We start from the raw sequence: 15,819 nt of genomic DNA on the forward strand, positions 1-15,819 counted from the left end.
GCCCTAGAGGATCCGGTTGAACCAGAGCAGCGAGAGCCCGGCCGACAGCAGCGTGAGCACCGCGGCGCCGAGCGCGAACAGCGCCGAGATCTCGGTTTCCTTCTTCTCGACCGTGAGCCGCGAGCTCAGCGTCTCGTAGACCTTCTTGAGGTCGGCGGCGGTGCCGGCATAGAAGTAGTCGGCCTGGGTCTTGCTGGCGACGGCCTTGAGGGTGTCCTCGTCGAGCCGCACGCGCATCGACCAGCCCTCGAAGCCGATGGTCTCGCCGTCGACCGTGCCGATGCCCACGGTGTAGATGCGCACGCCGCGGTCGGCCGCGGCCTTGGCCGCGTCGAGCGGATCGACGCCGGTGGTGCGCTGGCCGTCGGTCAGCATGATGATCGCGGCCGAGGTGAAGGAGCCCGGCGCGACCGGCGTGAACTCCTTGGCCGGCTTGTCGGCCTGGTCGATGGCCACGCCGCGCTGGCGGCTCGGCGCGCTGAACTGCGAGACGTCGATGCCGGCGTCGGGGAACAGGGTGGCGAGCGAGACCACGATGGCATTGCCGGTGGCCGTGGCGCGCTGCAGCTGGAAGCTGTCGATCGCGGTCACGAGGTCGTCGTGGTTGGTGGTGGGCAGCTGCGCCACCTGCGCGCTGCCCGCGAAGGCGACGATGCCGACCTTCACGTTGCGCGGCAGGTCCTTGATGAAGCTCTTGGCGGCATCCTGCGCCGCCACCAGCCGGTTCGGCAGCACGTCGGCGGCGCGCATGCTGCCCGAGACGTCCATCGCGAGGATGATGGTCTGCTGGTTCGACGGCAGCATCACCACCGCCATCGGTCGCGCGGCGGCCACCAGCATCGCGGCCAGCGCGAGCAGGAACAGGAACGGCGGCACGTGGCGCCGGATGCTCTGGCCGGTGCCCATCGCCTCGCGCACGATCGACAGGCTGGCGTAGCGCACCGCGAGCTTCTTCTTGCGGCGCAGCAGCCACAGGTAGAGCAGCACCAGCAGCGGCAGCGCCAGCAGCAGCCAGAGGAATTGGGGCCAGAGGAAGGTCACGGCGAAATCCTCGCGCTCGTCGTCGCCAACGTCAACTCGATATACCCGATGGTCATTCGGAACACCTTCGTGCTTCGCACTGCGGTGCGAGCTTGCTCGGGGCGGCCCAGCGCGGCGCTCATGCGGCCACCGCCTTTACAGGACGCGAGGCACCCGAAGTGCGCACGCGCCGCTTGCGCATGTCGGCGAAGCGCACGATCGCCTCGACCAGGTCGTCGGCGGTCGACAGCTCCAGCGTGTCGACGACGGCACGGGCCAGCGCGCCGCGCAACGCATCCTCGCGCTCGCGGGCGATGCGCGCGAAGCGGCGGCGAAAGCCCGCATCGTGGGTGTCGACCCAGAGCTGCTCGCCGGTCTCGGCGTCGCGCAGCGGCACCAGGCCCAGGTCGGGCATGTCGAGCTCGAGCGGGTCGAACAGGCGCACGGCCACGACCTCGTGGCGCTGCACCAGCTGGCCCAGCGGCTTCTCCCAGCCGGGCTCGCTCAGGAAGTCGGACACCACGAACACGGTCGAGCGGCGCGGCATCAGGGTGGCGGCCGACTTCAGCAGGTCGTCGAGCCGGGTCATGCCCTTCTGCGGCGGCGCCTTGTCGGCCTGGTCGGCGCGGCGCTCCATCGCATGCAGCAGGTGCAGCACATGGCGCCGGCCGCTGCGCGGCGGGATCACGGCCTCGAGGTCGTGGCCGTAGACCAGCGCGCCGACGCGGTTGCCGTGGCGCGTGAGCAGGCGCGCCAGCACGCCGACGAAGCCGGCCGAGATCTCGCGCTTGGCCTTCAGGCCCGAGCCGAAGTCGACCGAGCGGCTCAGGTCGAGCACGAACCAGGCCGACATCTCGCGGTCTTCGGTGAAGACGCGCACGTGCGGCGTCTGCAGCCGCGCCGTGACGTTCCAGTCGATGTGGCGCACGTCGTCGTGCAACTGGTATTCGCGCAGGTCGGCCAGGTCGAGACCGGTGCCGCGCATCAGCGTGCGGTAGTCGCCCTGCAGCAGGCCGTCGAGGCGGCGGATCACGGTCCATTCGAGGCGGCGCAGCGCGCGCTCGGCGCCGCCCGCCTCGAGCGCGGGGCGTTCGTCGTTCGCGGCGGCCTCGGGGGCCTTGCGCCACCAGCTTTTCTTCATGGCGGGTCGTTCGGTGTGATCCGGGTTCAGGCGGCGAGCTTCTCGTGCTCGAGCGGCTTCGGTGGTGCGGGCACCGCGCGCATGATCTTCTCGATCAGGCCGTCGGGCGTCAGCCCCTCGGACAGGCCTTCGTAGGACAGCGTCACGCGGTGGCGCAGCACGTCGGGCACCAGCGCCGTCATGTCCTCGGGCAGCGCATAGCTGCGCCCGCGCAGCAGCGCCAGGGCGCGCGCGCCCTCGGTCAGGCTGATGCTCGCGCGCGGGCTGGCGCCGAAGGTGATGAAGCGGCCCATGTCCTTGAGCCCGTGCTTGTCGGGCGTGCGCGTGGCCGAGACCAGCTTCACCGCGTACTGGATCAGCGAGGGGTCGACGTACACGCGCCGCGCCTCGGCCTGCAACGCCGCGAGCTGCTCGGTGGTGGCAACCGGCACGGCCTCGACCGGCGGGCCGATCACGCGCTGCACGATCACGAACTCCTCCTCGTCGGTCGGGTAGTCGACCAGCACCTTCATCATGAAGCGGTCGACCTGGGCCTCGGGCAGCGGATAGGTGCCCTCGGTCTCGATCGGGTTCTGCGTGGCCATCACGAGGAAGGGGCGCGGCACCTTGTGCGTCTCGCCCGCGATCGTGACCTGGCGTTCCTGCATCACCTCGAGCAGCGCGCTCTGCACCTTGGCCGGCGCGCGGTTGATTTCGTCGGCCAGCAGCAGGTTGGCGAACACCGGGCCCAGCGAGGTGCTGAAGTCGCCGGTCTTCTGGTTGTAGATGCGCGTGCCCACGAGGTCGGAGGGCACCAGGTCGGGCGTGAACTGGATGCGCTTGAACTGGCCTTGCACGGTGTCGGCCAGCGTCTTCACGGTCAGCGTCTTGGCGAGGCCCGGCACGCCTTCGACCAGCAGGTGGCCACCCGCGAGCATCGCGACCATCACGCGCTCGAGGAAGCGGTCCTGGCCCACCACCACGCGCTTCACCTGATAGAGGATCTGCTCCATCAGCTCGGCGGTGCTGGCGGGCGTGGCGAAGGAGGAGGTCTCGGTGCTGCTCATTCGGGGCTCTTTCTGGGTCGAAAAAAGGAAGAGGGGATCAGAACGGTGGCGAACCGGCCGCCGAGGCGGCGTTCTCGATCGGCACCGCGAAGCCGATGCCGATGAAGGTGCGCTGCTGCGTGGGATTGAGGATGGCGGTGACGATGCCGAGCACCTCGCCGTCCATGTTGACCAGCGGGCCGCCCGAATTGCCGGGGTTGGCGGCCGCGTCGAACTGGATCAGGTTGCCGAGCTCCTGCTTGCCCTCGGGCGAGCGGAACGAGCGCTTGAGGCCCGACACCACGCCGGCCGACACCGAGGGGCCGATGCCGAAGGGAAAGCCCACCGCGGCCACCTGGTCGCCGGGCCGCAGGTCGGCGGTCGAGCGCATCACGGCCGGGATCAGGTCGTCGGGAATCTTCTGTGCCTGAAGCACCGCGAGGTCGTTCTCGGGCTGCACACCGGTGATGACGGCCGGCGCCTCCAGGCCGTCGGCAAAGGTCACCTTGATGGTCTCGGAGCCCGCGACCACGTGCAGGTTGGTGAGGATCACGCCCTTGTCGACGATCACCACGCCGGTGCCCACGCCGCGCTCGACCTGGCCCGGCGGGCCGTCGTCGGCCGGTGCCTCGGGCGACTTGCCCTTGGCCATGTTGCGGCCGCGCTTCTGTGTCCTGGCCTCGGGCGTGGCCTTCTCGGGGCCGTAGCCGACCACGCGCACCACCGAGGGCCGCACGATGTCGGCGGCCTTGGCAGCGGGCGAGGGCAGGGTGTTGGTCTGCAGCGTGCGCAGCACGGCCGCGTCGATGTCCTTCTGCGTGAACTGGCGCGCATTGCCGCGCTGCCACCAGGCCGCGCCGCCGGCCGCGAGGGCCGCGCACAGCGCGAGGCTCAGCAGCGCGAAGCTGCGGCGGCCGGGCTGCCAGCCCTGGCGCGCGGGAGGCGCTGCCTGCGCCTCGGCCACAGCGGGATCGACGACCGCCGGCGCGGGGGACCCGTCATCGGACGCGTTCGGCGTGCGTGGCGAGCGGCTGTACATGGCGGGCCTGCGCATGGGGTGGACCTCCGGCAAAAGGGGTGTCGCGTGATGAAAGCCACAGTAGCACGCTTTCTTCTGCCTTGCATCCCTTCGGGCATCATCGCGCGATGGCTCGTTTCGTCGACACCCACTGCCACCTCGACGCGCCCGAATTCGGTGCGGAGATGCCCGCGATCCGCGCCCGCGCGGCCGAGCGCGGCGTCGCGCTGTGCGTGATCCCGGCCGTGGCGGCCTTCAATTTCGCGACCGTGCGCGAGCTCGCGGAGCGCCAGGGCGACGCCTATGCGCTGGGCATCCATCCGCTGTGCACGGGCGATGCCAAGGAAGAGGACCTGGCCCTGCTCGACGCCGAGCTGGGCGCGCGGCGCGGCGACCCGCGGCTGGTGGCGGTCGGCGAGATCGGGCTCGACTACTTCGTCGAGCACCTCGACGACGACAAGCAACAGCACTTCTTTCACACTCAGTTGCAATTGGCGCGCAAGCACGGGCTGCCGGTGCTGATCCATGTGCGGCGCTCGGTCGACAAGGTGCTCAAGCACCTGCGGCAGACCGCCGGCGGGCAGCCGTGGCGCGGCATCGCGCATGCCTTCAACGGCAGCGAGCAGCAGGCGCAAGCCTGCATCGCGCTCGGGCTCAAGCTGGGCTTCGGCGGCGCCGTGACCTTCGAGCGCGCGCTGCAATTGCGCCGGCTCGCGGCCACCTTGCCGGTCGAGGCGCTGGTGATGGAGACCGACGCGCCCGACATCCAGCCGCACTGGCTCTACCGCACGCAGGCGCAGCGCGACGCGGGCGAGGCGCAGGGCCGCAACGAGCCCGGCGAACTGCCGCGCATCGCCGACGTGGTGGCGCAACTGCGTGGCATCGGGGTGGACGAGCTGGCCGAAAAAACCACGCGAAATGCCGTGGAAGCGATGCCGAAGCTCCAAAGTCTTCTGGCGCTGTCGGAGGGGTCCTTACCCGGGGCGTAGGCCAATGCCTTGACTTGGGTCGAAGTGGTTTTCGGGCCTGCATTTGCTGTCATCCTTGAACCGTGGAGCTTCGTTGGACAGGGGTGACGACCTTCGTCACCGATGTCGAACGACAACGGCTCCCAGCATTTCATCCAAGAAAAGGAGTTCATCCATGAAAGCAACTTTCGCTCGCACCCTTCCCGTCGTGCTCGCCCTGGCATTCGGTGCCGTGGGCCTCTCCGCCGTGGCACAGACCACCGCGCCCGCGACGGCCGAACCCTCGACCACCGAGAAGGTGAAGGAAGCCGGCAAGGACGCCTACGACGCGACCAAGACCACCACCAAGAAGGCCGTGAACGCGACCGAGCGTGGGGCCGAGAAGGCATGGGACGCCACCAAGCGCACGACCAAGAAGGCCGCCAACGCGACCGAGGAAGGTGCCGAGAAGACCTGGGACGCGACCAAGCGCACCACCAAGAAGGCGACCCACGCCACCAAGAAGGCCGCCACCAAGACCGGTGAAGTGGTCGAGAACGCCGGCCACAAGACGGCCGACGGCATGCGCAGCACGGGTCACGCCATCGGCGAGAAGATCCCGGGCACGGCCGAGAACGAAGCCGCCAAGAAGTAAGCAAGCAGGCCGTCGCGCCGCGACCGCAACGAAAACCCGCCTCGGCGGGTTTTCTTTTGGGCGCGTTCAGGCCGGCTTGGGTGCCGTGTCCGGCGCCGTGCGATGCAGCACCGGCGTCTCGGGCGTCGGGTAGCCGGCCGCGCCGAAGGTCTTCACGATCGCCTTGTGGGTGTCGAAGTAGACCTGCCAGTAGTGGTCGGTGTGGGTGTAGGGCCGCACCGCCAGCAGCGGTCCCTCGGGCGTGAACTGCAGGATCTCCACGTCGGGCGGCGGCTGCGTCGCCACGTTGGGGATGGCCTGCACGGCCTGGCGCAGCAGCTCGATGGCCTGGTTCACGTCCACGCCGTTGGCCACCTTGGCCGTGGTGTCGACGCGCCGGAAGGCCAGGGTGCTGAAGTTCTGGATGGTGTCGGAGAGCACCTTGTTGTTGCCCACCGTGGCGGTCACGTTGTCGGGCGTGATCAGCGTGGTGCCGAACAGCCCGAGCTCCTGCACCGTGCCGTTCACGCCGCCGATGGTCACGTAGTCGCCCACCTTGTACGGCCGCAGCACCTGCAGGAACACGCCGGCCGCGAAGTGGGTGAGCAGCCCGCCCCAGGCGGTGCCGATCGCCAGCCCCGCGCCGGCGAGCAGCGCCGCGAAGGAGGTGGTCTTGACGCCGAACATGTCGAGGATCGCGAGGATCAGCACGATGTTCAGCAGCACGCTGAGGATCGACACCAGGTAGTGGCTCAGCGTCGGATCGACACGCCGGCCGCGCTCGAGGCCGACGCGCACGAAGCGCAGCGCGAATCCGATCAGCCAGCGGCCCACCAGCCAGACGGCGATCGCGCCGAGCACCTTGAGGCCAAAATCGGCGCCTTGCGTACTGAGAAAAGTCCAGACGGCTTCCGTGTTCATGAATCTCCATCCTCCGGTACAGGCGCGGTGACTCGATCCAAACCCCAAAAACCTTCGACCCGGTCCGACCGCGCCCCCATTCACAAACGAGCAGCGGCGGAATCCGCCGTTGCGGCAGCGGGCGCCGTGCTCACGGGGCTGGCACCGATCGTCTCGCCCGCCACCGTGGTGTTGATCCTCGGCAGCTTTCCGGGCGCGAGATCGCTGGAACAGCGGCAGTATTATGCGCACCCGCAAAACCAGTTCTGGAAAATCTTGCAAGCCCTGTGGCCCCACGACCCGCTCCCCACGGGAGTCGATAGCTATCAAAAGCGTAGCGATTGGCTGCTGGCGCACGGCCTCGGCGTGTGGGACGTCTATGCGGCCTGCGAGCGCGAGGGCAGCCTCGACTCGGCGATCCGCGCGGCCGTGCCCAACGACATCGCGGCGCTGCACCTGCCGAAGCTGGCGGCCGTGGCCCACAACGGCGGCGAGAGTTTCAAGCACGCCCGGCACACCCGAACCCTGGGCGTGCCGGTTTACCAATTGCCTTCCACCAGCCCGGCCAATGCGTCGTGGAGCTTCGAGCGCAAGCTCGCCGCATGGCGCGAGGTCTTCTCTGTCCATGGACTGGTCTGATGGCCGCACGCAAGCAATCCACTTCCCGCCTTCCCGCCGAACTGCCCGAGGTCAACTTCTCCGACTGGGGCGACATCCGCTACCTGCACCTGGGCACCGAATGGGTCCAGGGCTCGATGAAGCTGGACGCGCCCTACGAGATCGAGCTCGAGTACGTGCAGCGCATGATGGCCTGGCTGCTGTTCGTCGACGGCACCGGCATCGGCAACCGCCATGCGATGCAGCTCGGGCTGGGCGCGGCCACGCTCACCAAGTTCTGCCGCAAGACCTTGCGCATGCGCACCACCGCGGTCGAGCTCAACCCGCAGGTGGTGTCGGCCTGCCGCGGCTGGTTCAAGCTGCCGCCCGACGACGCCAAGCTGCGCGTGGTGATCGCCGACGCGGCCGAGGAGATCCGCCGACCCGAATGGCAGGGCACGGTCGATGCGCTGCAGGTCGACCTCTACGACCACGAGGCCGCGGCGCCGGTGCTCGACAGCGAGGACTTCTATGCCGACTGTCGCGCGCTGCTCACCGAGGACGGCGCGATGACGGTCAACCTCTTCGGCCGCTCGTCGAGCTACGAGCGCAGCCTCGAGAAGATCCAGGGCGCCTTCGGCGCCGACGCGGTCTGGGCCTTCAAGCCGACGCGCGAGGGCAACACGGTGGTGCTCGCGCAGCGCCAGCCCAGCCGGCCCAAGCGCGAGGCGCTTGCCGAGCGTGCCCAAACCATCCAGACTCGCTGGGGCCTGCCCGCGCCCAAGTGGCTGCGGGTCTTCAAGCCGGTCCTTTCCATCTGAATCCATGAGCGCCGTTCCCGCTTCCGCCGCACCGGCCACCCGCCCCGAAGGGCCGCTCGACCTGCGTCGCCTGATCGAATGGCTGGCCGCCGACGGCGTGATCTCGCCGATGGAAGCCAAGCGCACCATCGCGCGCTGCGCCCAGGCCGAGAGCCGCCAGCATCCGCTGGTGCGGCTGGCCAATGTCGCGATGACGCGCGAGAGCGACAGCAAGCCGCTCGACCTCGAGATGCTCGCGCAGTGGCTCGCGGGCCGCGCGGGCCTGTCCTATCTGCGCATCGATCCGCTCAAGGTCGACGTGGGCAAGGTGGCCGACACCATGAGCGCCGCCTATGCCGAGCGCCACAAGGTGCTGCCGGTGCAGGTGCTGCCCAACGAGGTGGTGGTGGCCACGGCCGAACCCTTCCTCACCGACTGGATCTCCGAGGTCGAGCGCCAGTCGCGGCGCACGGTGCGGCGCGTGGTCGCGAACCCGGCCGAGATCCAGCGCTACACGGCCGAGTTCTTCGCGCTCGCGAAGTCGGTGCGCGCGGCGCAGAAGGCCGGCGGCAACACCGGCGGCGCGAGCTTCGAGCAGCTGGTCGAGCTCGGCAAGAGCAACAAGCAGCTCGATGCCAACGACCAGAGCGTGGTGCAGGTGGTCGACTGGCTGTGGCAGTACGCCTTCGACCAGCGCGCGAGCGACATCCACCTCGAGCCGCGCCGCGACCAGGGCGTGATCCGCTTCCGCATCGACGGCGTGCTGCATCCGGCCTACCAGATGCCGATGGGCGTGATGAACGCGATGGTCGCGCGCATCAAGCTGCTGGGCCGCATGGACGTGGTGGAGAAGCGCCGTCCGCTCGACGGCCGCATCAAGACCCGCAACATGCGCGGCGAAGAGGTCGAGATGCGGCTGTCGACCCTGCCCACCGCCTTCGGCGAGAAGATGGTGATGCGGATCTTCGACCCCGACACCGCGGTCAAGGACCTCGATGCGCTCGGCTTCGCTCAGCACGATGCGCAGCGCTGGGAGCAGCTCGTCACGCGGCCCAACGGCATCATCCTCGTGACCGGCCCCACGGGCTCGGGCAAGACCACCACGCTGTACTCCACGCTCAAGCGCGTGGCGACCGAGGAGGTCAACGTCAGCACCGTCGAGGACCCGATCGAGATGATCGAGCCCGCGTTCAACCAGACGCAGGTGCAACCGCAACTCGATTTCGGTTTCACCGAGGGCCTGCGCGCGCTGATGCGGCAGGACCCGGACATCATCATGGTCGGCGAGATTCGCGACCTCGCGACCGCCGAGATGGCGGTGCAGGCCGCGCTGACCGGCCACCTGGTGTTCAGCACCCTGCACACCAACGACGCGCCCAGCGCCATCACGCGGCTGATGGAGCTCGGCGTGCCCTCGTACCTCATCAACGCCGTGATGCTGGGCGTGCTCGCGCAGCGGCTGGTGCGCACCCTGTGCCCGCACTGCAAGCAGCCCGACGACGGCATCACGCGCGAGAAGCTCGAGGCCATCGTCAAGCCGTGGCAGATCACGGGCTCGGTGCGCGCCTACAAGCCGGTGGGTTGCGTCGACTGCCGCATGACCGGCTACATGGGCCGCATGGGCCTGTACGAACTGCTGAGCATCAGCGAGACCTTCCGCTCCGAGGTCACGAAGGAACCGAACCTCTCGGCGCTGCGGCGCCAGGCCGTGGTCGACGGCATGCGGCCGCTGCGCCTCGCGGGCGCGCTGCGCGTGGCCGAGGGCCTGACCACGATCGAGGAAGTGCTGAGCGCGACCCCGCCGCTCGACGCTTGATCGCACCCCGGCGCAGCCCCGCGCCGAATACGAACCACCTACATCCGAGGCGCCTCGTGCACCGGGGTTATCCCTAAGTTCTCGGTAGGTGGAACCCACATGGGGCTGACTTCCACCTGACTCCACAATCCCGCATCGAAATTTGTTCGAGGAGACTGTTCGTGAAAATCAAAAGTCAGAAAGACTTTTTCTCGGGACTGATGTTCACCGTGGTCGGGGTCGCCTTCGCTTGGGGCGCCACCAACTACAGCGTGGGCACCGGTGCTCGCATGGGTCCCGGCTACTTCCCGCTGGTGCTCGGTATCCTGATGGCGGTGATCGGCCTGGGCATCATGTTCAGCGGCATGACCGTCGAAACCACCACGGGCGACAAGATCGGCAAGTGGGCCTGGCGGCAGGTGGTGCTGATCCTCGGCGCCAACCTCGTGTTCGGCATCCTGCTGGGCGGCCTGCCGAGCTTCGGCGTGCCGGCCATGGGCCTGATCATCGCGATCTACGCGCTGGTGATCATCGCCAGCCTCGCGGGCCACGAGTTCAAGTTGCCCAGCGTGCTGATCCTGGCCACCGTGCTGGCGGTCGGCAGCTACATCGCCTTCATCTGGGCGCTCAAGCTCCAGATCCAGGTCTGGCCGACCTTCATCGGCTGAGGACGCAAGCACCATGGAACTCTTTCAAAACCTCTCGACCGGCTTCGGCGTCGCGTTCACCTTCACGAACCTGCTGTACTGCCTGGTCGGCTGCATCCTGGGGACGCTGATCGGCGTGCTGCCCGGCATCGGGCCCGTCGCGACCATCGCGATGCTGCTGCCCGCGACCTACGCACTGCCCCCGGTGTCGGCCCTGATCATGCTGGCCGGCATCTACTACGGCGCGCAGTACGGCGGCTCCACCACCGCCATCCTGGTGAACCTGCCAGGGGAGTCATCATCAGTGGTGACAGTGATCGACGGCTACCAGATGGCGCGCAAGGGCCGGGCGGGGCCGGCGCTTGCCGCGGCGGGCCTGGGCTCGTTCTTCGCGGGCTGCGTCGGTACGCTGATCCTGGCCGCCTTCGCGCCGCCGCTGACCGAGCTGGCCTTCAAGTTCGGCCCGGCCGAATACTTCTCGCTGATGATCCTGGGCCTGATCGGCGCCGTGGTGCTGGCTTCGGGTTCGCTGCTCAAGGCGATCGCGATGATCGTGCTGGGCCTGCTGCTGGGCCTGGTGGGCACCGACGTGAACTCGGGCGTGGCGCGCTTCAGCTTCGACATCCCCGAACTGACCGACGGCATCGGCTTCGTGGCCATCGCCATGGGCGTGTTCGGCTACGGCGAAATCATCGCGAACCTCTCGCGTCCCGATGAAGAGCGCGAAGTGTTCACCGCCAAGGTGAAGGGCCTGTTCCCGACCAAGGAAGACTTCAAGCGCATGGTGCCCGCGGTGCTGCGCGGCACGGCGCTCGGTTCGGCCCTGGGCATCCTGCCCGGCGGCGGCGCGCTGCTGGCGGCCTTCGCGGCCTACACCATCGAGAAGAAGACCAAGCTGAAGCCGGGCGAAGTGCCCTTCGGCAAGGGCAACATCCGCGGCGTGGCGGCTCCCGAGTCGGCCAACAACGCCGGCGCGCAGACCTCCTTCATCCCGCTGCTGACGCTGGGCATTCCGCCCAACGCCGTGATGGCGCTGATGGTGGGCGCGATGACGATCCACAACATCCAGCCGGGCCCGCAGGTGATGACCAGCAACCCCGAGCTGTTCTGGGGCCTGATCGCCTCGATGTGGATCGGCAACGCGATGCTGATCATCCTGAACCTGCCGCTGATCGGCATGTGGATCAAGCTGCTGTCGGTGCCCTACAAGTACCTGTTCCCGGCGATCGTGCTGTTCTGCGCGATCGGCGTGTACTCGACCAACAACAACACCTTCGACATCTGGATGGTGGGCATCTTCGGCTTCGTGGGCTACACCTTCTTCAAGCTCGGCTGCGAACCCGCGCCGCTGCTGCTGGGCTTCATCCTGGGCCCGATGATGGAAGAGAACCTGCGCCGCTCGCTGCTGCTGTCGCGCGGCGACTGGACCGTGTTCATCACGCGCCCGATCTCCGCCGGCCTGCTGGCCGCCGCCTTGCTGCTGCTCGTCATCGTGCTGCTGCCGGCCGTGAAGTCGAAGCGCGAGGAAGCCTTCGTCGAGGAGTGATCGACGACCGCCCGGCATGCGTGCCGGGCTCGCTCCAATGAACGGCGCCCGCGGGCGCCGTTCGTTTTTGGCGAAGGCCTTTCAGCCCTTCGCCGTGCGCGGCTTCAGGTGCTGCCGCGCGATGTCGAGGAAGGCCATCGCGGCCGGGCTCAGCGGATGCTTGGCCAGCCGCACCGCCACCAGCGGGTACTCGAGCACCGGCCGCGTGACCGCGAGCGCGCGCAGGTTCGGCGGCATCAGCACCTCGACGTAGCGCGGCAGCAGCGCCACGCCCGCGCCGGCCTGGATCAGGCCGAAGGCGGTGGAGAGCATCGACACGTGGTGCGCCACCTGCGGGTAGACGTTGGCCACGCTCGAGAGCTGGCGGCTCACCGCGCGCCAGACGTTGGCGTCGGGGTTGACGTGGATGAAGGGCAGGGCGTCGAGCTGCCGCGCCTCGATGCTGCTGCGCTGCGCGAGCGGATGGTCCTCGCGCACGAACAGCGCCATGCGCTCGACGAACAGCGGCTCGGTCGCGAGCTCCGAATGGGCCTGGCCGATGTCGGAGCCGAAGCCGAGGTCGGCCTCCTGCGAGAGGATGCGCGAGATCATCTGCTCGGCGGTGCTGTCGAGCAGCGTGGTGGCCAGCTTGGGGTGCTTGTGCGCGAAGCGCCCGAGCAGCGGCGGCATCAGCGCGCCGGCCGTGAGATGGCCCACCGCCAGCACCACGCGGCCCTCGCGCAACTGGGCCTGCGAGCGGCAGGCATTGACCGACTCATCGATCAGCCGCAGCGCGCGCACCGCCGTGTCGACCATCATCTGGCCGGCATCGGTCATGCGGATGCGGCGCCCGCGCACCACCAGCGGCTGGCCCAGGTCTTCCTCCATGCGCTTGACCAGGTGGCTGATGGCCGGCTGGGTCAGTTGCAGGCTCTCGGCGGCCAGCGTGAAGCTGCCCGTCTCGGCCACTGCCGCGAGCGCGCGAAGCTGCTGCAGCGAAACCTCCTCGGCGGCGATCCGTGCCATAAATTGTGCTCATAGTTGAATAAGCGGGATTATCTGGCTTGATGCGCCCGCGCTGCTTAGCATCGAATGTTCGCCATCTTGCGAAGGGAATCCAGCACCATGCAACGCCACCAGTTTCTCCACGGCCTCGCGGCCGCCTTCGCCGCGCTGTGCCTGGCCGCGCCGGCCACCGGCTTCGCGCAGGGCTACCCGAACAAGCCAATCCGGCTGGTCGTGCCCTTTCCCGCGGCCGGCGCCACCGACCTGTTCGCGCGCACGCTGGGCCAGAAGATGGGCGAGAAGCTGGGCACCACGCTGGTGGTCGACAACAAGCCCGGTGCCGGCGGCGCCATCGGCTCCGACCTCGCGGCCAAGGCCGCGCCCGACGGCTACACGCTGCTGCTGGCCACCACCAGCACGCACTCGATCGGCCCGGCCATCACCAGCCGCCTGCCCTACGACACGGTGCGCGACTTCACGCCGATCGCGCACGTGGGCGACGCGCCGAGCATCATGCTGGTGCCGGTCGACTCGCCCGCGAAGACGGTGCGCGAGTGGATCGACTACGCGAAGAAGAACCCCGGCAAGCTCAACTACGCCTCGAGCGGCAACGGCACCATCGTGCAACTCACGGCCGAGCTGTTCAAGGCGCAGGCCGGCGTGTTCGTCACCCACATTCCCTACAAGGGCACGGCGCTCGCGATCCCCGACCTGATCAGCGGCAAGGTCGAGGTGCTGTTCGACTCGCTGCCCACCGGCATGCCGCACGTGCGCGACGGCCGGCTGCGCGCACTCGGCGTGACCACGCTCAAGCGCAGCCCGCTCGCACCCGAACTGCCGCCGATCGCCGATACGCTGCCGGGCTTCGAATCGAACACCTGGTTCGGCTTCTACGGTCCCAAGGGCCTGCCGCCCGACATCGTGGCGCGCGTGAACAAGGCCGCCAACGAGGCGTTGGCCGACCCCGAGGTCAAGGACAAGCTGTCGCGCCTGGGCATCGAGCCCGCCACCGCCGGCACGCCCGAGCAGTTCGCGAAGATGGTGGCCGCCGACGCCGCCAAGTGGAAGAAGATCGTCGTCGAACGCAAGATCACCAACGACTGAAGACACGAGAGCACGACCGCCATGACCGCCCTGAACTTCGATTTCGGCAATCCCTACACCTCCACCCGCATCCCGGTGTTCGCGCGCAACGTGGTGTCGACCTCGCACCCGCTGGCCGCGCAGGCCGGCCTGCGCATCCTGCAGCAGGGCGGCAACGCGGTCGACGCGGCGGTCGCCACCGCGGCCGTCATGACGCTGGTCGAGCCGGTGAGCAACGGCCTGGGCAGCGATGCCTTCTGCATCCTGTGGGACGGCAAGGCACTGCACGGCCTCAATGCCTCGGGCCCCGCGCCCAAGGCCTGGACGCCCGAGTACTTCAGGGCCAAGTACGGCGCCGACGCCACCACCCCGCCGATGCGCGGCATCGACTCGGTCACCGTGCCGGGCGCGGTGCGCGGCTGGGCCGCGCTCAGCGAGCGCTTCGGCAAGCTGCCCTTCGCCGACCTGATGGCGCCGGCCATCGACATCGCCGAGCGCGGCTACCTGGTGCCGCCGGTGGTGCAGGGCAAGTGGCTCGCGGCCACGCCGCTGCTGCAATCGCAGCCGGGCTTCGCCCAGGCCTTCCTGCCCTGGGGCCGCGCGCCCGAGGTCGGCGAGCTGTTCCGCTTCGCCGCCGCCGCGCGCGCGCTCAAGGCCATCGCCCGCACCAGGGGCGAGGCCTACTACACGGGCGAGATCGCCGAGGCGCTCGCGAAGTTCTCCAGGGAGCAGGGCGGCGCGCTCACCGTGGCCGACCTCGCGGCCTACCAGCCCGAGTGGGTCACGCCGATCTCGCGCGACTACCGCGGCCATACGCTGCACGAGATCCCGCCCAACGGCCAGGGCATCGCGGCGCTGATCGCGCTGGGCATCCTCGAGAAGTTCGACATCGCCTCGCTGCCGGTCGACTCGGTGGAGTCGCAGCATCTGCAGATCGAGGCCATGAAGCTGGCCTTCGCCGACGTCTACCGCTACGTGTCGGAACGCTCGACCATGGAGGTCACGACCGAGCAGATGCTCGACGATGCCTACCTGGCCTCGCGCGCGCGGCTGATCGACCGCAACAAGGCGCAGGACTTCAAGGCCGGCAACCCCGTCAAGGGCGGCACCATCTACCTCACCGCGGCCGACGAGAGCGGCATGATGGTGAGCTTCATCCAGAGCAACTACATGGGCTTCGGCTCGGGCTGCGTCGAGCCCGAATTCGGCATCAGCCTGCAGAACCGCGGCCACGGCTTCAGCCTCAAGGCCGAGAGCCCGAACGTGGTGGCACCGGGCAAGCGCCCGTTCCACACCATCATCCCGGCCTTCCTCACCAAGGACGGCCAGCCGGTGATGAGCTTCGGCGTGATGGGCGGCAACATGCAGCCCCAGGGCCACATGCAGACGCTGGTGCGCATGCTCGACTACAAGCAGAACCCGCAGGCCGCCTGCGACGCGCCGCGCTGGCGCTTCAACGCCGGCATGGAGATCAACGTCGAGGCCGCGATGAACCCGGCCACCGTGCAGGGCCTGCGCGGGCTGGGCCATCACCTCGAGGTCATCAACGACTCCTACCAGGACTTCGGTGCCGGCCAGTTCATCTGGCGCGCGGGCGATCCTTCGGTGGAGGGCTACGTGGCCGCCAGCGATCCGCGCCGAGACGGAGCGGCAGCAGGGTATTGAGCTTTCACGCGATGATC

Annotated in this window: 16 protein-coding genes; 9 read left to right on the top strand and 7 right to left on the bottom strand. The window is 68.7% G+C overall.

The annotated features are described in order from the left end of the window. Positions 1-3: 3 nt before the first annotated feature. Genes R0232_RS08420 through R0232_RS08440 form a run of 5 tightly spaced genes read right to left on the bottom strand, consistent with a single transcriptional unit; the run spans position 4 to position 4,240 of the window. On the bottom strand, positions 4-1,041 hold the full coding sequence (locus R0232_RS08420; RefSeq protein WP_208509178.1) for a VWA domain-containing protein: 1,038 nt from the start codon (positions 1,039-1,041) through the stop codon (positions 4-6). Continuing rightward, positions 1,038-1,163: a hypothetical protein gene (locus R0232_RS08425; protein ID WP_431511830.1), complete on the bottom strand. Its 126-nt coding sequence runs from the start codon at positions 1,161-1,163 to the stop codon at positions 1,038-1,040. The genes R0232_RS08420 and R0232_RS08425 overlap by 4 nt, the downstream gene beginning before the upstream one ends. After that, positions 1,160-2,161, bottom strand: coding sequence for a DUF58 domain-containing protein (locus tag R0232_RS08430; RefSeq protein ID WP_431511831.1), 1,002 nt, complete (start codon positions 2,159-2,161; stop codon positions 1,160-1,162). Before R0232_RS08430 ends, R0232_RS08425 begins: the two co-directional genes overlap by 4 nt. A 26-nt stretch (positions 2,162-2,187) precedes the next feature. Next, positions 2,188-3,207 carry an AAA family ATPase gene (locus tag R0232_RS08435; RefSeq protein ID WP_208509177.1) on the bottom strand — a complete coding sequence of 340 codons (1,020 nt, stop codon included), beginning with the start codon at positions 3,205-3,207 and terminating at the stop codon, positions 2,188-2,190. Between the two features lie 37 nt (positions 3,208-3,244). Beyond that, positions 3,245-4,240, bottom strand: a complete 996-nt coding sequence (locus R0232_RS08440; RefSeq protein WP_431511832.1) for a S1C family serine protease — start codon at positions 4,238-4,240, stop codon at positions 3,245-3,247. Between the two features lie 92 nt (positions 4,241-4,332). Here R0232_RS08440 and R0232_RS08445 point away from each other — a divergent pair, with 92 nt between their 5' ends. Continuing rightward, on the top strand, positions 4,333-5,193 hold the full coding sequence (locus tag R0232_RS08445; RefSeq protein WP_431511833.1) for a TatD family hydrolase: 861 nt from the start codon (positions 4,333-4,335) through the stop codon (positions 5,191-5,193). A 154-nt stretch (positions 5,194-5,347) separates the two neighbouring features. Beyond that, positions 5,348-5,806: a hypothetical protein gene (locus tag R0232_RS08450; RefSeq protein ID WP_431511834.1), complete on the top strand. Its 459-nt coding sequence runs from the start codon at positions 5,348-5,350 to the stop codon at positions 5,804-5,806. A gap of 66 nt (positions 5,807-5,872) precedes the next feature. Here the strand turns inward: R0232_RS08450 and R0232_RS08455 are convergent, their stop codons facing one another. Further along, the gene (locus R0232_RS08455) at positions 5,873-6,706 is read right to left on the bottom strand and encodes a mechanosensitive ion channel family protein (protein ID WP_431511835.1); all 834 of its coding nucleotides are present in this window, start codon (positions 6,704-6,706) and stop codon (positions 5,873-5,875) included. Between the two features lie 126 nt (positions 6,707-6,832). Between R0232_RS08455 and R0232_RS08460 the strand changes: the two genes are divergently transcribed. The 5 genes from R0232_RS08460 (at position 6,833) to R0232_RS08480 (ending at position 12,070) form a co-directional block, all read left to right on the top strand. After that, on the top strand, positions 6,833-7,324 hold the full coding sequence (locus R0232_RS08460; protein ID WP_431511836.1) for a DNA-deoxyinosine glycosylase: 492 nt from the start codon (positions 6,833-6,835) through the stop codon (positions 7,322-7,324). After that, on the top strand, positions 7,324-8,103 hold the full coding sequence (locus R0232_RS08465; protein ID WP_208509170.1) for a spermidine synthase: 780 nt from the start codon (positions 7,324-7,326) through the stop codon (positions 8,101-8,103). The genes R0232_RS08460 and R0232_RS08465 overlap by 1 nt, the downstream gene beginning before the upstream one ends. 4 nt (positions 8,104-8,107) lie before the next feature. Next, on the top strand, positions 8,108-9,898 hold the full coding sequence (locus tag R0232_RS08470) for a GspE/PulE family protein (protein ID WP_431511837.1): 1,791 nt from the start codon (positions 8,108-8,110) through the stop codon (positions 9,896-9,898). Positions 9,899-10,059: 161 nt separating this feature from the next. Then, the gene (locus tag R0232_RS08475) at positions 10,060-10,545 is read left to right on the top strand and encodes a tripartite tricarboxylate transporter TctB family protein (RefSeq protein WP_093351719.1); all 486 of its coding nucleotides are present in this window, start codon (positions 10,060-10,062) and stop codon (positions 10,543-10,545) included. Positions 10,546-10,558: 13 nt separating this feature from the next. Further along, complete coding sequence (locus tag R0232_RS08480; RefSeq protein ID WP_093351715.1) at positions 10,559-12,070, top strand: tripartite tricarboxylate transporter permease; 1,512 nt, start codon at positions 10,559-10,561, stop codon at positions 12,068-12,070. A gap of 81 nt (positions 12,071-12,151) precedes the next feature. Here R0232_RS08480 and R0232_RS08485 read toward each other — a convergent pair whose 3' ends face one another. Beyond that, positions 12,152-13,075, bottom strand: a complete 924-nt coding sequence (locus R0232_RS08485) for a LysR family transcriptional regulator (protein WP_208509168.1) — start codon at positions 13,073-13,075, stop codon at positions 12,152-12,154. Between the two features lie 99 nt (positions 13,076-13,174). Here R0232_RS08485 and R0232_RS08490 point away from each other — a divergent pair, with 99 nt between their 5' ends. Next, entirely contained in the window at positions 13,175-14,158 is a 984-nt protein-coding gene (locus R0232_RS08490; RefSeq protein ID WP_296781377.1) for a Bug family tripartite tricarboxylate transporter substrate binding protein, read from the top strand. Between the two features lie 30 nt (positions 14,159-14,188). Continuing rightward, positions 14,189-15,802 carry a gamma-glutamyltransferase family protein gene (locus tag R0232_RS08495; RefSeq protein WP_431512879.1) on the top strand — a complete coding sequence of 538 codons (1,614 nt, stop codon included), beginning with the start codon at positions 14,189-14,191 and terminating at the stop codon, positions 15,800-15,802. Positions 15,803-15,819 lie beyond the last annotated feature (17 nt).

The organism is Variovorax sp. DAIF25, assembly GCF_050711835.1.
Lineage (GTDB): Bacteria > Pseudomonadota > Gammaproteobacteria > Burkholderiales > Burkholderiaceae_C > Variovorax.